The sequence below is a fragment of the Phormidium pseudopriestleyi FRX01 genome, assembly GCF_017313335.1.
Lineage (GTDB): Bacteria > Cyanobacteriota > Cyanobacteriia > Cyanobacteriales > Laspinemataceae > Laspinema > Laspinema pseudopriestleyi.
Genome location: NZ_JAFLQW010000486.1, coordinates 1 through 17,300, shown reverse-complemented (window position 1 = coordinate 17,300; position 17,300 = coordinate 1). Strand labels below are relative to the sequence as shown.

Below are 17,300 nucleotides of genomic sequence, written 5' to 3'. Positions count from 1 at the left end.
TTGGTCATTTGTTGTTGGTCATTTGACTCAGGACTAAGGAAAAATAACAAATGACAAAGCACTTGTAGGGTGGTGAAGCCACCTACTTACGGTGGCTTCACCACCCTACCAATGACTACTTACGGTGGCTTCACCACCTACCAATGACTAAGGACCAAGGACCAACAAACCAATGACAAATGACCAAGGACAAACGACAAACGACAAACGACAAATGACTAAGGACGAATGACCCATGACTAATTTTACCATACCGATGTTGATTGGGAGAACTTCGCGCCGCCTTGCGAAGCAGTTTGCACTCGAACAACCGAATCGTCAGAAAGCCGAACAAGTTTATTTTAATACCCTGGCCGTTTGCGTGGTGAATGATTATTTGGAATGGATGGGAATTGCCACGGAACTGAGTGCGGCAGAAAGTTGGAATGCGATCGCTCGTTTAGGGAGTGATATTGCTGATTTACCCGTGAGGGGATTGGGACGGATCGAATGTCGTCCGATGCGAGAAAATGAGCCAAATTGTCACATTCCCCCGGAAGTTTGGAGCGATCGCATTGGCTATGTGGTGGTCCAAATCCAAGACTCGCTGAAGGAAGCGACTATTCTGGGATTTATCAACAGTATTGAGCGCCAACAGTTCCCTCTCAATCAGTTACAAACCATTGAAACCTTGCTGACAACATTGGCCGAGTTGCACCTGAGCGGTTCTTCCTCGAATGCGATCGCATCTTCCATCCCGTTTGTGCTATTTAGTCAATGGTTGCAAGGCTCTTTTGCAGATTCTTGGCAATCGTTTGAAGCAATTTTTGGCACAGAAAATCTCGCTTATAATTTCCGAAATTCTCCACGGGAAGGCGATGGGGGAGTGGAACGCGCAAAACTGATAGACTTAGAAATGCAGTTTGATACTCAAGTGGTGGTGTTGTTGGTGGCGCTAACACCAGAACCCGATCGCATTGCTGTGAGAGTGCGACTGTATCCCCCAGATGGAGAAACTTATTTACCGCCAAATCTGAAATTGGCATTGCTATCGCCGGAGGGGGATGTGCTCCAAGAAGTGCGATCGCGCCGTCAGGATAACTATATCCAACTTCCCCGCTTTACGGGTGAACCGGGGGAACGCTTTTCTATCCAAGTCGCGCTAGAAAATGCCACAATTGTCGAAACCTTTGAAATTTAAAACTGTTTTCCCTTGTCAAAAGTAGTTGTTATCAATCTCGGATATGGCAATTTGCTCGCAGGTTTCCCCAACGTTACCGCGCTGCTTTGGGAACCGGAAAATCCGCGTCCACTGAAATTTATCGGCGCTTTACCTCCTGCGGCAGAATTAGAGGCGATTTATCGGCGGTGGCAGCTTATTTATCAAGCACTTTATCGCACCCCTGGATGGCGTCCTCGCATCAAAATCGACCGTGAAGATATTACCAATGTTTCTCAAGTGGAGTTTGCGGATATTTGTACTCAATATGTTCAACTCATGGATGAATGGTTGAATGCTGAGGATTTTAGAAATATCGATCGCCAGTTGCGATCGCATCTTCACCACTCCGATGAAATCCAAGTGATTCTCGAAACCGATGACGATCGCCTGCGTCGTTTACCCTGGCATTTCTGGAAAATTTTGTCAGATTATCCGAAAGCCGAAATTGCTTTAAGCGCGCCTCAATATCAGCGTGTGGAAAAATCTCATCACAGAAAGCAGATGAGAATTTTAGCCATTTTGGGAGATAGCAACGGCATCGATATCACAGGTGATCGCTCTACTTTATCAGAAATTCCCGATGCAGAAACCGTGTTTTTGGTGGAACCCTCCCGTCAGGAAGTTGACGAACAGTTGTGGGACGATCGCGGTTGGGATATTTTATTTTTTGCGGGTCATAGTGAAACTCAAGAAGGGGGAAACCGAGGTTTACTGGCGATTAATCCGAGGGATAAAATCGGAATTTCTCATCTGAAATCGGCACTCAAAACGGCAATTAATCGCGGATTGCAGTTGGCTATTTTTAATTCTTGTGATGGGTTAGGATTAGCCAAGGAACTCGCGGATTTACAAATTCCCCAAATTATCGTCATGGGAGAACCCGTTGCTGATGGAGTGGCTCACGCATTTTTAGTTCATTTTGTCAAGGCTTTTTCTAGGGGTTCTTCCTTTTATTTAGCGGTGCGACAAGCGCGGGAACGGTTGGAAGGACTAGAAGATAAATTCCCCTGTGCGAGTTGGTTGCCGGTGATTTGTCAAAATCCTGCGGAAGTGCCAATGCGTTGGCGATCGCAACCGATAACAGAAACTCAGCAATTCTCTAAAGTTGGCGATCGCACCGTGGGGTTCATCCCTTTGGCAGTCACCTTGATGATGATCATAATCCGCCAGTTGGGACTCTTGCAAGGATGGGAATTAAAAGCGTATGACCATTTAATGCGATCGCGTCCTCCGGAACCACCAGACTCCCGGATTTTAATCGTTGAAGTCACAGAAAATGACGTACAATTGCAGAAAGAATATCCGATTTCCGATGCAACATTAACCCAACTGTTGCAAAAATTAGAACCGCATCAACCACGAGCGATCGGGTTAACCCTATATCGAGATTTACCCGTTCCTCCGGGTCATGCCGAATTAATCGCTCAGATGCAGAAGCAATCGAATTTATTTGCCGTCTGTAGCGTTGAGAAATCAGATGGAGAAAAAGTGCGATCGCCAGTGGGAATCCCCAAAACCCAATTGGGTTTTGATGATGTAGTCATCGATCCCGATGGCATTCTCCGTCGCCATCTCTTGTTTATGAAACGCCAACCGGAATGCCAAACCAAAGTATCTTTAAGCTTTGCACTCGCGACAGAATACCTCAAGGCTGAAAACATTCAACCCCAAATGGCTGAAGATGGCAGAATCTATATGGAAAAAGCTATTTTTGACCCGATACAACCGAATACCGGAGGATATAAAACCCTGGGAACTGGAGGGTGGTCGGTGATGTTAAATTATCGTTCTGGGTCGGTTGCCAAAACTCTCAGTCTCACTGAAGTCTTAGAGGGAGATTTTAACCCCAACCTCGTCAAAGATAAAATTGTAATTATCGGAGTCACCACCACCAGCGTCAATGCAAAATCTTTTTTCACCCCTTACAGTGTCGCACAATCCCGGTTTAAAAAAGTCGGGGGAGTTACCATTCAGGCGCAGATGGTGAGTCAGATACTTAGTGCCGCCCTTGACGGTCGTCCCCAGATTGGCGTATGGGTTTGGTGGGGAGAAGTGATATGGATTGGACTGTGGTCAGGGGTGGGAAGTGCGATCGCATGGCGGATTCGAGGTAGAATCAGGATGGTCGGTGCCATCCCCGTGGCGATCGGGCTTCTCTATCTCCTCTGCTATCTGCTATTCCTCCAAAGCACCTGGGTTCCCCTCATCCCCCCAGCATTGGCATTGGTCATTGGTTATTGGTCAATTGTCATTGGTCGTTTGTCATTGGTCATTGGTCATTGGTCCTTTGACAAGGGACAAGGGACAAACAACAAGGGACTAGAGACAAACAACAAGGGACAAACAACAAGGGACTAGAGACAAACAACAAGGGACAAGGGACCAATGACAAATGACAAGGGACAAATGACAAATGACAAATGACAAATGACAAATGACAAACGACAAACGACAACTTTGCGTAAATTTATCCCTAGACTGCGATAGGTAAACAGAAAGTCAACCTGTATGGAGGAGTAGAACCTTGTCACATCCTTTGGGGAAACCATCGAACCCGGCGAAATTGCCAATCGCGATCGCCCTGATTGTCTTCACCGGCATCGTACCCGTCACCAGAGTTTACGGCACATCTGGCAGTGAATTACGCCGGGACAGTCGTCAAATGCCATCAGCGAACTCGGCGATCGCCACAGAATTTGAACCCCCCGATCCGGACCCGCCAGAGGGTCGCGAAGGTTCTGGGAGTCGCACCTCATGTCCGCCAGTGGATAAACCCTTGACCGGATTAATCGCATCTCAAGTCAATTATACCCTCTCCGGACATCCCACATTCTGGTTCTACGTGCCGTATCCTTCCAATCTACCCCGTGAAGTAGAGTTCGTCCTTCTGGATGAAGAAGACACCGAAATATACAAAACCGTCGTCCCGATTTCCGATACCCCAGGGATTATCAGCTTCCGCTTACCGGAAAACGTACCCCCGTTAGAAATCGGCAAACAATACTTGTGGCAATTCTCCTATCGATGCAATCCCAGAATTCGCGCCGAAGACGACTATGTAGAAGGAGTAGTCCAACGAGTTGCAGCAGATAGCACACTTATCAGTCAGCTAGAAGCGGCAACAACACCGATGCAGCGCGTCGAACTCTATGCAGCGAATGGGTTGTGGCATGAAACCCTCACAACCCTCGCCGAACTGCGCCGCGATAATCCAGGGGATACAGAGATTGCCGCAGAATGGACAGAACTTCTCGAATCCATTGGATTGGGTCATTTGGCAGATGAGGCGATCGGGGGTTGCTGTAGTCGATTGCAGTAGGGGGGTTGGTCGTTGGTCATTTGTCCTTGGTCATTTGTTGTTGGTCCCTGGTCCCGGGTCCCTTGATTAATACCAAATGACAAATGACAAATGACAAATGACCAGTGACCAAAAACTTTTTTCCCAATTTGCGTAAAAGTTGTCCGCTACGGCGATAAGTAAGTGTAACCCTCTATTTCAGGAGTTCTGCTGATTGTCAATCTACTGTGCGATCGCCCCTTGCCATCCCCGGGCATCCAGGCTGGATCCCTGAGATGTTCAGAAAATCCAGTAAAAATACGGATGACGGGAAAGATTAGAAAAGCTTTAATTGGTAATTAGCAAAATTTATCATTGACGGTAAAAAGCGATCGCTGTTCCCAGATCCTCATACTCATTTAGCCACCCCTAGCCAGGAGTACCCATCGTGCCGATCCTCTTAAACAATCGCTATAAAGTCATAAAATCCCTGGGAAGCGGTAGTTTCGGCGAGGCATTCCTGGCAGAAGACACCCAGATGCCGTTGCAGCAAAACGAAATATATGGTTTAATTTCCAGTTTTTGTAAAATGGTACAGTTGTTTCTAGTATTGAAAAATGGCTAATTTTCTACCTTCTCAATATCAAAAAAACATCTTTAATTGGATCGAGTCGGGTTCAGGAGATGGTTTTGTCCAAGCCGTAGCAGGAAGCGGTAAAACTACAACTTTAGTAGAAGGGGCCAAAAAACTAAAAGATAGCAAGGCATTATTTTTGGCATTTAATAAAACTATTGCCGATAATTTAGGGCAAGACCTTCCGCAGAATATGGAAGCCAGAACTTTCCATAGCCTGGGCAAAAGTTGCCCATTTCAAATGTTGGGCGCAACTCAACCACCAGATAAATATAAATATCGGAATTTAGCAAATAAAGAAGCTAAAGAAATCTTTAAAAAGATAAAATATGGTGATAGAAATAGTTGGGGTAAAGCCAGCCTCAATCTACATGAAAATACAATAGCAAAGCAATTGAACGATTTGGTTCATTTTGCAATGGTCACTCTTACTGAACCCAGCGATCGCAATGCGACATTGAATATGATTCGCCACTTCGGTATAGATATTGACTTTGAGCAGTCTATACTATTCGATGAGTTATTGTCAGCAGCAACTCGGATCATCGCCAGTGGGGAAGAACTTGCACGTAATGCCAAAATCATTGATTTTAATGATATGGTTTATCTGCCAATACAATGGCATCTACGAGTCCCTAAATATGATTGGATATTTGTAGATGAAGCTCAAGATTTATCTAAGGTTCAATTAGAGTTGGCCTTACGTGCTCGTGGTCAAGGAGGAAGGATATTATTTGTTGGAGATAAACACCAGGCGATTTACGGATTTGCTGGTGCTAATTGCGATAGTGTTGATGAAATTATTAAGGAAACGAGGGCTAAAGAGCTACCTTTATCTATCTGTTATCGCTGTCCAACTTCCCATCTTAATCTGGCCAGAGAAATTGTTCCACATATTGAACCACGCCCAGATGCACCAGAAGGAAATATTGAAGCAATTAAACTAGATAAAGTTTCTGAGAGAGTCCAATCAGGAGATTTAATCTTATCTCGAACAACCGCACCGTTGGTTGAACTATGTATTAAGTTAATTAGCAAGAATATTCCGGCGCGTGTACGCGGGCGAGATATCGGCACATCTATTACCAGCATTGCTCAAGAAATTTCTCAGATTTCAGGGTTTACTTATTATAAGCTACCCACATATTTAAAAGATTGGGAGCAGCAAAAATTAGAAAAGCTGCAATCTAATCTGGACAATGAAGGTAAGATTCAATCTTTACGCGATCGCTGTCAAAGTATCATTGCTTGCTACGAAGGATTTAACTGTTTTTCCATTGAAGAACTCTGTACTCGACTAGAAAGATTATTCAGTGATGAGCAGCCTGGGGTAATGCTATCCACGATTCATCGGGCTAAAGGGCTGCAAAATCGACGAGTAATGATTTTAGATTATGACAAACTACCTCTGAAATGGTTGGGACAAAAATCACACGAATTAGAACAAGAATGGAATCTTAAATATGTAGCATTAACCCGTGCAGAGGAAGCATTATTCTTGGTTCAAGCGAGCCAAAAATTAGAAGAAAATTCAAATCGCAATAACTCTTTGCCAAATCGGAATCAGGAACAACCCAAAAATGTTCCTCAGCCAGAATTTGAGCCAAAAAATAAAATTGTGTTGACAAGTGCAGGTAAACGGCAAACTCCGCCAACCATTAAACCTATTGTAGCAGAGGGTGCAGCAATTTATGCTGCTTATTTAGAGAATTTGCCAGTATTCGGCAATCGTGAAGTTGAGATTTTAACCGATGGGTTTGATGCCAATATTTCAATTTTAAATCAAAATATTGAAGAATTACGTCAGCAAGTCTCTAGCCTAGAGTTTCAGTTGGAAGATAAGAAAAATGAAATTCAAACCTTAGAAGAACGTCTGAATGATGTCCAACAATCTAAAAATATTGATTATCCGCCAGAGACTTCAGACATCGATCCGTGGAATATATTGGCAGAAAAATATTCTAATAATGAGATACTTGATGTGCAGGTAACACGTATCAACACCGGTGGTGCGCTTGTCAGACTATTCAATATACAGGGATTTATCCCTCGCTCTCATCTTGTACAACCACACAATCAATCTCTTGTTGGTAAATGGCTAAAAGTGGTTGTTTTAGAATTAAAACCTGAAAACAAGAATTTATGTCTCTCAGAAAAAGAAGCTGCGTTTTATATGCTGAAAATTGGTCAACTAGCCGAAGGGAAAATTGTAGGCATTCGAAATTATGGTGTTCTTGTTAAATTTAATGGACTACAAGGATTGCTATACATTAGTGAAATTACTGACAAAATTGACAAAATTGACAACATCGATAAATTCTTTAACATGGATCAAAAAATTAAGGCAGTAATTATTAAGCTAGATAATACCCCCAATGGAATGAAAATAGATTTATCAACAAAGGTTTTAGAAGAATATTCAGGAGAAATGCTGGAACATATGGATGAGGTTATGAGTGAAGCTGAAGCAAGACTACCTGAAGCTTGGCAAAAACTATCGCTGTAAGTGTTAATCCGTGTAGCGAAAACCCTTATTTCACCTTAAACATATAGTTGAGATGTATTTTACCCTGGGGTAATACATTCTCTGGATAAAAAAGATCGCCCCTGTCCTACACCCCCAGGGACGAACCGTCAGTTCAGTGAAGCGATCGCCCCTACACAGACTCCTTCAATTACCAATCTGCAACCCCATTTTCCACAGAAAATATAGCTGAACTTGATGTGTTACCATGATGGGTATTGGTAAATCGGGCCTCAAAATAAAAACAATGAAAACGATAACCCTTAAAATTGCGGACGATCGGCTACTAAAACTAGAAGCTACTGCCACTAATATGGGAGTATCTGTAGAAGAATTGCTCTTAATGGGAGTGGAAGCAGTGGTGAATCAACCGGAAGTCTCGTTTCCAAACGCGATGGCATACGTTCTCAACAAAAATACAGAACTTTATCAGCGGCTGCAATTCTGCAAGTCAAATGGGTTAGAGGAAAGTTGAGGATTGTAAAAAAACCTTTTCAGCCCAATTTAAAACTCGCTCCTCTCAACTGTCTCTACATTTAGGAGATAATTCAAAGGCTAATTGCGAGCGATAAAAACAGACATCAAACTCCATGAAAAAGTTCAACTGACCTAAAATAATAGGTGGCACATCAGATTTAGCCCAAGCAAAAGCTAAACGAACAGGTGGAAAATCGCTAATCTGCCCCATAACGGCTAAACCCCTTGCTTCCACTGGCGCAAGATTACCTGCCAACGGAATGGAAAGCGTTTGTTCCTCCCAATCCGCTCCCAACGCTACACCAACATGATAAGGTAACACATTCAGACTCGATCCCGTATCCAACAACCCCAAAACTTCCAAAACCTGATCTCGATAACTCAAAGTGATCGGTACACAGGGGAAAACATTTGCTTCTCCTGCCTTATTTCTGCGTTCGATAAAAGGAAATCGTTGGGAGTTTTGCATCAGACTTGTCCTATTCCTCTTTTAACAAACTCATTAACTTTTGAGCGGCATCCCCATAATCATAAGGCGACCAAGCCCGATAAGCGGTGCTATTATCCAAGGCTCTCAAACTTTCTTCCTTGGCTAATTCTGTGGTGAGAAACTGGAGGATTTCAAGTTTCTCATCATGAGATAACTGTTGAAGTTTTTCTAATAATTCAGGATGGGACATAAAATGACCTAGAATTTTAGTTTCCATTTTACCACACCTTTATCCCAAAATCATCATCGCCCCGGTGCCGAAAATGACCAACGACCAACGACAAATGACCAACGCCCTATTGTAAGATAGAACCTATTCAACTCATTGACCACCTGTGACGATGCCAACCAATCTCTCTCTTCCACTAATGGGCTGCGGTACTTGGGCTTGGGGTAACCGGCTATTATGGGGATATGAACCCAGTATGGATGCGGAATTACAAGCCGTGTTTAATCTTTGTGTCGAAAATGGAGTAACTTTATTCGATACCGGCGATTCCTATGGCACTGGCAAGCTGAATGGACGGAGTGAGACGCTGTTGGGGCGCTTTTCTCAGGAGTATCAGGGAGTCAATGCGGACAAAATTTGTATAGCGACCAAGTTAGCGCCTTATCCTTGGCGGTTGACGAGGCGATCGATGGTATCTGCTGGGGAAGCATCGGCGCAGCGGTTGGGACGGCTGGATTTGGTGCAGATGCATTGGTCTACGGCGAATTATGCGCCTTGGCAGGAGTGGTCTTTATTGGATGGATTGGCGGATTTATACGATCGCGGGTTAGTGAAGGGAGTCGGATTGTCCAATTACGGTCCCAAACGTCTCGATCGCATTTATCAAAAGTTTAGCGATCGCGGAGTTCCCATTGCCACCCTGCAAGTTCAATACTCTCTGTTATCTACCTATCCCGTGACGACGTTGGGGTTAAAAGATGTCTGCGATCGCCTAGGAATTCAACTGATTGCTTATAGTCCTCTGGCGTTAGGATTGCTAACCGGAAAATACTCAGAAAATGGTCCATTTCCTCCCGGGATTCGCGGGTTCCTGTTTCGGAATATTTTACCCAAAATTCGGCCCTTGTTAGACTGTTTGGGGGCAATTGCCTCAAACCGAAATAAAACCATGTCCCAGGTTGCTATCAATTGGTGCATCTGCAAAGGGATGATTCCCATTCCCGGTGCAAAAAGTGTAGAACAGGCGCAACAAAATCTCGGTGCCCTGGGGTGGAGTTTAGATGCGGGGGAAGTAGAAGAACTGGATAAAGTTGCGGCTAATTCCAAGAAAACAATGGTACAAAATAACTTTCAAACGACTTAAAATAATGGCAAAAACTTATATTTTCTCTGTTGTTTCAACCTTAAAATAAAACCCGGTCTTCCGATAGCGCAGAAAAGTTTGAATCTTCTGTAGAAGTAATTTCTATTCTTCAATAGAAGCCAAAACCTGAAAAGGTTGATTCGCGGCTTCCCATTGTAGAATAGCTTGGTATAGTTCTGTCCTTGAAAAAAATGACCGTTCATAAGCCAACCGTAAATCTTTTTCTAGGATAATGGTTTCGACTTGCTTGGTGTTACAGGACCCGAAGGCTTTACAGAGTCCAATAGACAGAATGCAGATGAGATCATGACCACAACAGACAGACCAGGGGTTGTGAGTTTTTTGTTTTAAATCTTCTATCTGCTTGTGAAGAATTTGTTCATCTAAATCATGCCTTTGTGAGTTATTTTTAACAGTTTTGATTAGTTTAAATTTATCTAAGGCTAAAGTCGTCTCATCAATAAATTTCTTAAAGGATAAATCTTCAAATTTTAAGGAAAGACCCTCTTTGAGAGACAACCATCGCAAGTAGCCAATAAAAACTCCGGGTAAAATCAGGAGGGTAGGAATATCTTGACCTGTAGATTTCGTCAGCTTGTTTTTTTTGTCTTCTGATCCATATTCAGCTAGAACTTTTTCTAAGGCAGGGGACTGGAGTAGCATCGTTTCCATATCGTGACTGTCGGTCATCAGTAGATTTGGGGTAAGGGATATGTTCCCCTCTAGGCGCTCAAAATCCGCATCCACAACCGCTAACACTCCGGCACAGTTATCCTTTTCCAGGATATCGAGTGCAGCAATAGCCTTTTGCTTGTTGTTAGCATTTTCTACAGAACATAGTCTGGTATTGACTAAATTTTTCCAGACTCGTGCATCTGTATCGCCTTCGGTTATTAAAAATGTTCCCTGATATTGAGTCCGCATTAAGCGAATTTTGTTCGCAAGGCGATCGGGTGTTAAATGTTCTCTCATGGCCCTTTTAACTCTACGGTCAAATCCCAGCGATCGCTGATAATATCGGGAGAATGGGTCGCCATTAACACATCAATATTGACCAATTGGGCGATTTCTTGTAAATCCTTGAGAAACTGCGCTTGCCAAGCAACGTGCAACGACAGTTCAGGCTCATCAATTAGAATCAGGGAATTGGGTTGTGCTTTGAATAATAACTCATACAGCATGACCAATTGGTGTTGCTCACCCGATGATAAGTTCTCCGGGGATAAATGCTTACTATCATGAGCCTGAAATATAAACCCCTTTTCTTTATTAATGCTGATACTTTTATAACAAAATCGGCTATTAATAATCCGTTTGAGAATTTCTATTTTTTGAGCCAGTTCCTCAAATACCCTCAGCTTATTCTCGACATCTTCTACATAAACGGATAAAATACTTTTGGCGGTGTCATCAATAGATCGGTCAACTTGAAAATCGGGGTCTTCATCTTGATTCAAAAGTCCCGCTGCTATCAGGCGATATCGCTTTTCTTCGATTTCCCTTAACTTGGCATGAATTTTTTCGGCAGTTAAGTCAGAGGGTGCGGTGGTTTTGACTACTCTTGCTGGAAAAGTTCGGTCCAGGGATTGCGCTAATTCTCCATATTCAGCAAGTTTGCTCTGAATATGTTCGGCTAGTTCTTCAGAGTAGGCAGCAACGGAGGCGATTGAGGAGGAAATTCTCGTATATCCTCTCCCTCTCAAAACATTACTTAAATTTAATAAACGTTGAGCTTCTATTAACCGCACTGGCATAGATTTTTTGACATCAATCAACCAATTTGGCTCTGGGTTTATTCTTCCTAATTGTTCGGGTAAAAATTTACCAAATCTAGTAATGACATCTTCAAAAGAGAGTTGCTCATGAGTTGGTAAATGTAGCCATGTTGTAGAATCGATACGGTTTATTTCTGGAATAACAGTATCAATAATTTGGCTAATTTGTTTGAATCGTTTGGAATCAGAAGCTACATCAATGAGTTGAAATTTATCGCTTTTAGATAATCTCGAATCGAACAATTGAAGGGTTGCAGGGTGCTTTTTAGCTTTGGGATTTTTATCGATTGATTGGGTGACCACCAACTGGCTACCCTCATCAAACTCGACCCGAAATTCGCTGAAGGGAATTGTCACTAATTCCAAGTAACGGGAATTAAACAGGCCATTGAGCATTCTTAGTAAGATAGTTTTACCAAACCCATTGGGACCATGAATGATGGTAATTCGCTCATCTAAATTTAAGGGGATGGAGTGATTAAAAATACCAAAAAGGTTGGTAACCGAAATTTTATGGATTCTCATTTTTACCTCGGGTGTAGCCAGGGTGATATTGTTACCTGGCCTCTATTTTACAGCAACCACTATTCCCCATGTTTAGGGAATATTTTTAGCACAAATGTCTAATTTTGTCAAGTCATTCTAAAGTAATTTTAACTGCACTGAGGCATTATCGATCGCCTCCTTCTGTCCCCTATCTTCAGCATTTGAGGAAAATTGCCACATCTGTTCATCTCCGGCCAATAAACCCTCTGCCGCTTCTAGCAAATCGGTTTTGATATCCTCTAAGCCTTCTCGATTGTCTAAATAGGTTTGTAGCGCACTCAGTGGGTCAATTCCAGCCCCAGCATTCAGTTCGGGAACTCGGGGTCGGGCGAGTTGGCTGACAAGTTCAGCTTGAATGGTGTAGTTATGTGCCTCACTTAAGGCTTGATGAATTGCGGCGTTATCAATTAAATCAATTTGGTGCGATCGCAATTGATAAATCAGCCGCACAACCGCATCCTTAATCTCCTGTTTGCCGATCGCCTTTAAAATCTGCTCTTGAGGATTCTCCGCCTCCGATACATTCACCTTAATCGTCTTAAAAGCTCGCACAACCAACGGGCAAAATTCCCACTTCGCCTGTCCCCGTTCTAACTCCACCATCACATACCCTTTATCTTCCTTCTGCTCACTAAAATCCACCCGTTCAATACTCCCGGGATAAATCACCGGCGGATTGTTCGTGGGATTCAGGTTCTGGTGGCGGTGAACATGACCCAAAGCAACATAATCAAACTCGGATCGAATTAACAGGGAAATCGGAATCGTAAACCCCTTCCCGACAGCCAGAAACCGTTCCGCCCCTAATTCGGCGCGATCGGCCATCAAATGCGCCAGCAGGACCGTTGGCACCGTGTCGTCCAATTTGCGGACTTCCCCTTCTAGGACGACTCGCAAACGGTCAATTAATAACTGATTCACATCGGATAGGGAAATTCCCTCAGTTTGCGATCGCGTCATTAAGGTGGAACGGGTAATCCAAGGCAAAGTAATAATCTGCACCGGACCCTGAGCAGTTTCTAGGCGATGAGTGGTGAGGCTATCACCAACAATAAATCCCGGGACTCCCAAAGTGCGATAAATCGATAAACTTGCTCCCCCTTGTCCTTGGGAATACTGATCATGGTTGCCGACGAGCAAAACTGTGGGGATATTTACCTCGACTAACCGATGAAATTGACGCGCAAAGGCTTCCTGGACAAAGGGAGGTGGTGTGGCATCGGGAAAGGCATCCCCGCCAAACAAGACTAAATCCACGGGTTCTGCAATGGCGCGATCGATACAGCGACTCAAAGTGCTGACAAAATCTTCTAACCGCGTATTTAAGCCCGTGGCTGGATTAATCCGCCCGTGGGAAAACCCACTGCCGATATGGATATCTGAAAGATGCAGAATTTTAATCATGGGTTGTTATTAGTCCTTTGTCCTTTGTCTATTGTGCTTTGTTTCTTTACCAGTTGCACAAACAGGCGCGATCGCCTTGCTTTAAACCCGAGGACAAAAGACTATTAACTTCCCCTTAGATATGAATACCGCATTCGCTTTTAGCCGAACCCCGCCAACGTCCGGCGCGTTCATGTTCGCCTGCACCCACTGGGGTAGTCAGAGGTTCATCGCCAATGCTGCCATACCCTTGATCATGGAGGCTATTGTAAGGAACACCATGCTGCATGATGTAACTCCAGGTTTCTTTACGGGTCCAATTCGCTAAGGGATTGACTTTAATGCGTCCATCGTTATCCCGTTCAAAAATCGGCATTTGAGCGCGAGAGCTAGATTGGTCCCTCCGGCGTCCAGTAATCCAGGCGACGACATTGAGTTCTTCCAAGCCCCGTTTCAAGGGTTCCACTTTGGTCAGATAGTGGAATTGTTCAATGTTGCTGTGCCACAAAGCAGTACCGTAATGTTGGGCAAACTCGTGGCGATCGCTGGCCTCGGTATTTTTGTAGATATGCAAATCTAGGTTGTAGTGCTGCTTAGAGCGTTCTACCAATTCCAGGGTCTCGGCAAAGTGGTGCAAAGTGTCCAGAAACAGCACCGGGGGATTGGATTTCAGTTCACGGTAGAGGAGGTCCATGACCACCATGCCGGTGGCTCCAAATGCCGTGCTTTGCACAAGCCCTGTGGGAAAATTGTTGATGCACCAGGCCAGAATCTCCTGGGGATGGGATGACTCAAATCGTTGGTTGAGTTCATCAAGGTCGAGGCTGGTGGTGGATTTGGTGAGTGCCTGTACTGAGTTGACCATGCTCGTTTCTTTACTGTAATCAGTCATTTAAGGGTTTCCAAAATTAATCATAGCCTAAAACACCCCTAACTTGGTCGGGAATAAGTATTTTATTTCTAAGGGAGGAGTTTAGCAGTGTACTTGCTTCTATCCAAGGGCTTGAAATTCCTATTCCTAAAGGATTACATTGCTTGGTAAAATTTTATGAAGTTGCCCAAAGGAATAGATCGGAGCACTGCCCACCAGAAACAATAGTAGGGTGGGCATTGCCCACGGAACAGCTATGTGGGCCGTAACAATCGTAGGGTGGGCATTGCCCACCGAACAGCTATGTGGGCCGTGCCCACCCTACTCCTCTGAGTATTAAGACGCAGACATTCAGGGTTGAAATGCCAATCCAAATTATAGGCTTAATTTGGGCGATCGCGGCATCTACTCCAATGATGATTAATGCTGGCTTTCCCATAAAATAACCACAGTTGGGGACTGGAGTAAATAGAAAATGCGATTAATATTGTACAGCAAGCCGGATTGCCACCTCTGCGAGGGGTTGCAGGAAAAACTAGAACAGATTCAAGACTTGAACTTTGAACTAGAGGTGCGCGACATTACCACCCAAGCGGATTGGTTTGCCGCCTATGAGTATGAAATCCCGGTCCTGTGTTGCGTGAGCACCCCGGACCCCGACGCAGAAATTCCGCCAAAAGAGGAACCCCTGCCGAGGCCCTCTCCTCGGGCCTCGGTGGAGCAAGTGCAGCAAATGTTACAGCAATACTTTCCGAAAAATGATTCAAAATAGGCGAAAAATCATGCAAGACGAGAGGGGAGGGGGAGTCCCTTACAAGGGTAGGTTTTTACGCTCATGGTGATTTGCTTCAAATTTAACTCCAGCGACGGTCCCCGGACCTTGCCAAGGTCCGGGTTAGGGTGGGGTCCTCTTGAAGCGCGATCGCGCTTCAAGAGGGAGGAATGAGTGGCTGGAGAGTGTTGGCGGTGACGAAAGCGATCGCTTTCGTCACGAAGAAAGAGATGTCCCCCGCCTACATACAGGCGCGATCGCTGTAAAGAGTGCTTAACTCAGGCGATCGCCACGTCCAGAAGACCCCACCCTAACCTGGACCTTGGCAAGGTCCGGGGACCGGAGAATCACCCTAAAGGTAAAAACCTACCATTGTAAGAGGGGAGTCCACCCCGTTACCCTGTCGATTGCATGACCGATCGCCCAACTGCCTGTTAGGAATTAAAACGATGAAGCTCAAAGCGTTATTACCCAGCATTTTGTTAGAGACCCTTGACAAGGAGGCCCTGGAAATCGAAGTCACGGGTTTAAGTACCAATTCTCATGGGTGCCAACCAGGGGATTTATTTATCGGGATGCCGGGAACCCGTGTGGATGGGGGAGATTTTTGGCCCTCGGCGATCGCCAACGGTGCAGTGGCGGCATTAGTCAGTCCTCAAGCGGCGCAAAAACATCCCTCGCCATCCCATGCAGTGGTCATTCCGGTGGCAGATATGACCGCTGCCTGTGCCAAAGTAGCAGCAGCGTTTTATGGAGAACCGGGTAAAAAACTCAATTTAATTGGGGTAACGGGGACCAACGGCAAAACGACGACTACTCATTTAGTGGAGTTTATTCTCCAGAAAGTCCAAAAACCCACGGCCCTGTTAGGGACCCTGTATGTCCGGTGGCCGGGATTTGAACAAGTAGCGACCCATACCACTCCCTTTGCCGTGGACCTGAATCATCAGTTAAGTGATGCAATTCAGGCGGGATGTCAATTTGGGGTGATGGAAGTCAGTTCCCATTCCTTGGCCCAGGGACGGGTGCAGGGGTTGCCATTTCAAGTCGGGATTTTTACCAATTTGACCCAGGACCACCTCGATTTCCATGAAAATATGGAAAATTACTTCGAGGCGAAAGCAAAGCTGTTCAGTGCCGAATATTTGGCAGGTCGCGGGGTGGTGAATATTGATGATAGTTATGGACAACGCTTGGCTGAACGGTTGAGTGGGGATAAGCTGTGGAGTTATAGCACCCACAATTCCCAGGCGGATTTATGGACGAGTGATATCCAGTATGAACCGGCAGGGGTGAAGGGAATGCTGCATACGCCGGTGGGTGAGGTGAAGTTTTCTTTGCCCTTGGTGGGACAATACAATGTGGAAAATATGCTGGCGGCGGTGGGGGCGGCCCTGCATTTTGGGATTCCATTGGCCGAGATTGTGGCAGTGTTGCCGGAGTTTCCGGGAGTGCCGGGACGGATGGAACAGGTGCTGATTAAACCGGACCAGGATATTAGCGCGATCGTGGATTATGCTCATACGCCGGATAGTTTGGAAAATGTGCTGAAGGCGACGCGGCCTTTTATTTCGGGGAAATTGATTTGTGTGTTTGGTTGTGGGGGCGATCGCGATCGCACCAAACGTCCGATTATGGGTAAAATTGCCGCTGAACTGGCTGATGTGGTGGTGGTGACTTCGGATAATCCCCGCACGGAAGACCCGGAACAGATTTTAAGGGATGTGGCGGCAGGGATTCCCAAGACTATCTCAGCGCGGGTGATTGGCGATCGGGCGACGGCGATTCGGACTGCCATCCTGGAAGCAGAACCCGGGGATGGGGTGGTGATTGCCGGGAAGGGCCATGAAGACTATCAAATTCTCGGTACGGAAAAAATCCATTTTGATGACCGAGAACAAGCGCGGGAGGCGTTAAATCAACGGTTTGCGGCGGTAGTTTAACGGGTTTGGGATGCTTACAAGAGTAGGGTTTTTATGTTCAGGGGGATTTGCCTCACAATTAAGAGCACCTCTGGTTCCCGAACCTTGCCAAGGT

Annotated in this window: 16 protein-coding genes; 9 read left to right on the top strand and 7 right to left on the bottom strand. The window is 45.1% G+C overall.

Annotation, left to right across the window (positions count from 1 at the left end; all coding sequences use genetic code 11):
• Nucleotides 1-235: 235 nt before the first annotated feature.
• The 6 genes from J0895_RS18640 (at nt 236) to J0895_RS18615 (ending at nt 8,111) form a co-directional block, all read left to right on the top strand.
• Nucleotides 236-1,180, top strand: coding sequence for a DUF1822 family protein (locus tag J0895_RS18640; RefSeq protein WP_207089506.1), 945 nt, complete (start codon nt 236-238; stop codon nt 1,178-1,180).
• Between the two features lie 12 nt (nt 1,181-1,192).
• Entirely contained in the window at nt 1,193-3,559 is a 2,367-nt protein-coding gene (locus J0895_RS18635; RefSeq protein ID WP_207089505.1) for a CHASE2 domain-containing protein, read from the top strand.
• Between the two features lie 166 nt (nt 3,560-3,725).
• Nucleotides 3,726-4,520: a DUF928 domain-containing protein gene (locus tag J0895_RS18630; protein ID WP_207089504.1), complete on the top strand. Its 795-nt coding sequence runs from the start codon at nt 3,726-3,728 to the stop codon at nt 4,518-4,520.
• A gap of 406 nt (nt 4,521-4,926) precedes the next feature.
• The gene (locus J0895_RS18625; protein WP_207089503.1) at nt 4,927-5,103 is read left to right on the top strand and encodes a hypothetical protein; all 177 of its coding nucleotides are present in this window, start codon (nt 4,927-4,929) and stop codon (nt 5,101-5,103) included.
• Nucleotides 5,096-7,618 (top strand): S1 RNA-binding domain-containing protein, encoded by a 2,523-nt coding sequence (locus tag J0895_RS18620; protein ID WP_207089502.1) that lies wholly within the window; start codon nt 5,096-5,098, stop codon nt 7,616-7,618. Before J0895_RS18625 ends, J0895_RS18620 begins: the two co-directional genes overlap by 8 nt.
• Nucleotides 7,619-7,883: 265 nt before the next feature.
• Nucleotides 7,884-8,111, top strand: a complete 228-nt coding sequence (locus tag J0895_RS18615) for a DNA-binding protein (protein ID WP_242541404.1) — start codon at nt 7,884-7,886, stop codon at nt 8,109-8,111.
• A 45-nt stretch (nt 8,112-8,156) separates the two neighbouring features.
• On the opposite strand, the gene J0895_RS18610 is transcribed toward J0895_RS18615, so the two are convergent.
• Entirely contained in the window at nt 8,157-8,582 is a 426-nt protein-coding gene (locus J0895_RS18610; protein WP_207089500.1) for a hypothetical protein, read from the bottom strand.
• Nucleotides 8,583-8,592: 10 nt separating this feature from the next.
• Entirely contained in the window at nt 8,593-8,820 is a 228-nt protein-coding gene (locus tag J0895_RS18605; RefSeq protein WP_242541403.1) for a hypothetical protein, read from the bottom strand.
• Between the two features lie 124 nt (nt 8,821-8,944).
• Between J0895_RS18605 and J0895_RS18600 the strand changes: the two genes are divergently transcribed.
• Nucleotides 8,945-9,916: an aldo/keto reductase gene (locus J0895_RS18600; RefSeq protein ID WP_207089499.1), complete on the top strand. Its 972-nt coding sequence runs from the start codon at nt 8,945-8,947 to the stop codon at nt 9,914-9,916.
• A gap of 102 nt (nt 9,917-10,018) precedes the next feature.
• Here J0895_RS18600 and J0895_RS18595 read toward each other — a convergent pair whose 3' ends face one another.
• The 5 genes from J0895_RS18595 to J0895_RS18575 all read right to left on the bottom strand — a co-directional run bounded on the left by J0895_RS18595 (nt 10,019) and on the right by J0895_RS18575 (nt 14,930).
• The gene (locus tag J0895_RS18595) at nt 10,019-10,888 is read right to left on the bottom strand and encodes a DUF4435 domain-containing protein (RefSeq protein WP_207089498.1); all 870 of its coding nucleotides are present in this window, start codon (nt 10,886-10,888) and stop codon (nt 10,019-10,021) included.
• Nucleotides 10,885-12,216 (bottom strand): AAA family ATPase, encoded by a 1,332-nt coding sequence (locus tag J0895_RS18590; protein ID WP_207089497.1) that lies wholly within the window; start codon nt 12,214-12,216, stop codon nt 10,885-10,887. The genes J0895_RS18595 and J0895_RS18590 overlap by 4 nt, the downstream gene beginning before the upstream one ends.
• 117 nt (nt 12,217-12,333) lie before the next feature.
• A complete protein-coding gene (gene sbcD / locus J0895_RS18585; protein ID WP_207089496.1) occupies nt 12,334-13,641 on the bottom strand; it encodes an exonuclease subunit SbcD in 1,308 nt (435 codons plus the stop codon).
• Nucleotides 13,642-13,756: 115 nt separating this feature from the next.
• The gene (gene cysH / locus J0895_RS18580) at nt 13,757-14,512 is read right to left on the bottom strand and encodes a phosphoadenosine phosphosulfate reductase (RefSeq protein WP_207089495.1); all 756 of its coding nucleotides are present in this window, start codon (nt 14,510-14,512) and stop codon (nt 13,757-13,759) included.
• Nucleotides 14,513-14,792: 280 nt separating this feature from the next.
• Nucleotides 14,793-14,930 (bottom strand): hypothetical protein, encoded by a 138-nt coding sequence (locus J0895_RS18575; protein WP_207089494.1) that lies wholly within the window; start codon nt 14,928-14,930, stop codon nt 14,793-14,795.
• 36 nt (nt 14,931-14,966) lie between these two features.
• On the opposite strand from J0895_RS18575, the gene J0895_RS18570 reads away from it, so the two are divergent.
• Together J0895_RS18570 and J0895_RS18565 are read left to right on the top strand one after the other, a co-directional pair.
• Nucleotides 14,967-15,263, top strand: a complete 297-nt coding sequence (locus J0895_RS18570; protein WP_207089493.1) for a glutaredoxin family protein — start codon at nt 14,967-14,969, stop codon at nt 15,261-15,263.
• A 449-nt stretch (nt 15,264-15,712) separates the two neighbouring features.
• Nucleotides 15,713-17,206, top strand: a complete 1,494-nt coding sequence (locus J0895_RS18565) for a UDP-N-acetylmuramoyl-L-alanyl-D-glutamate--2,6-diaminopimelate ligase (RefSeq protein ID WP_207089492.1) — start codon at nt 15,713-15,715, stop codon at nt 17,204-17,206.
• Nucleotides 17,207-17,300 lie beyond the last annotated feature (94 nt).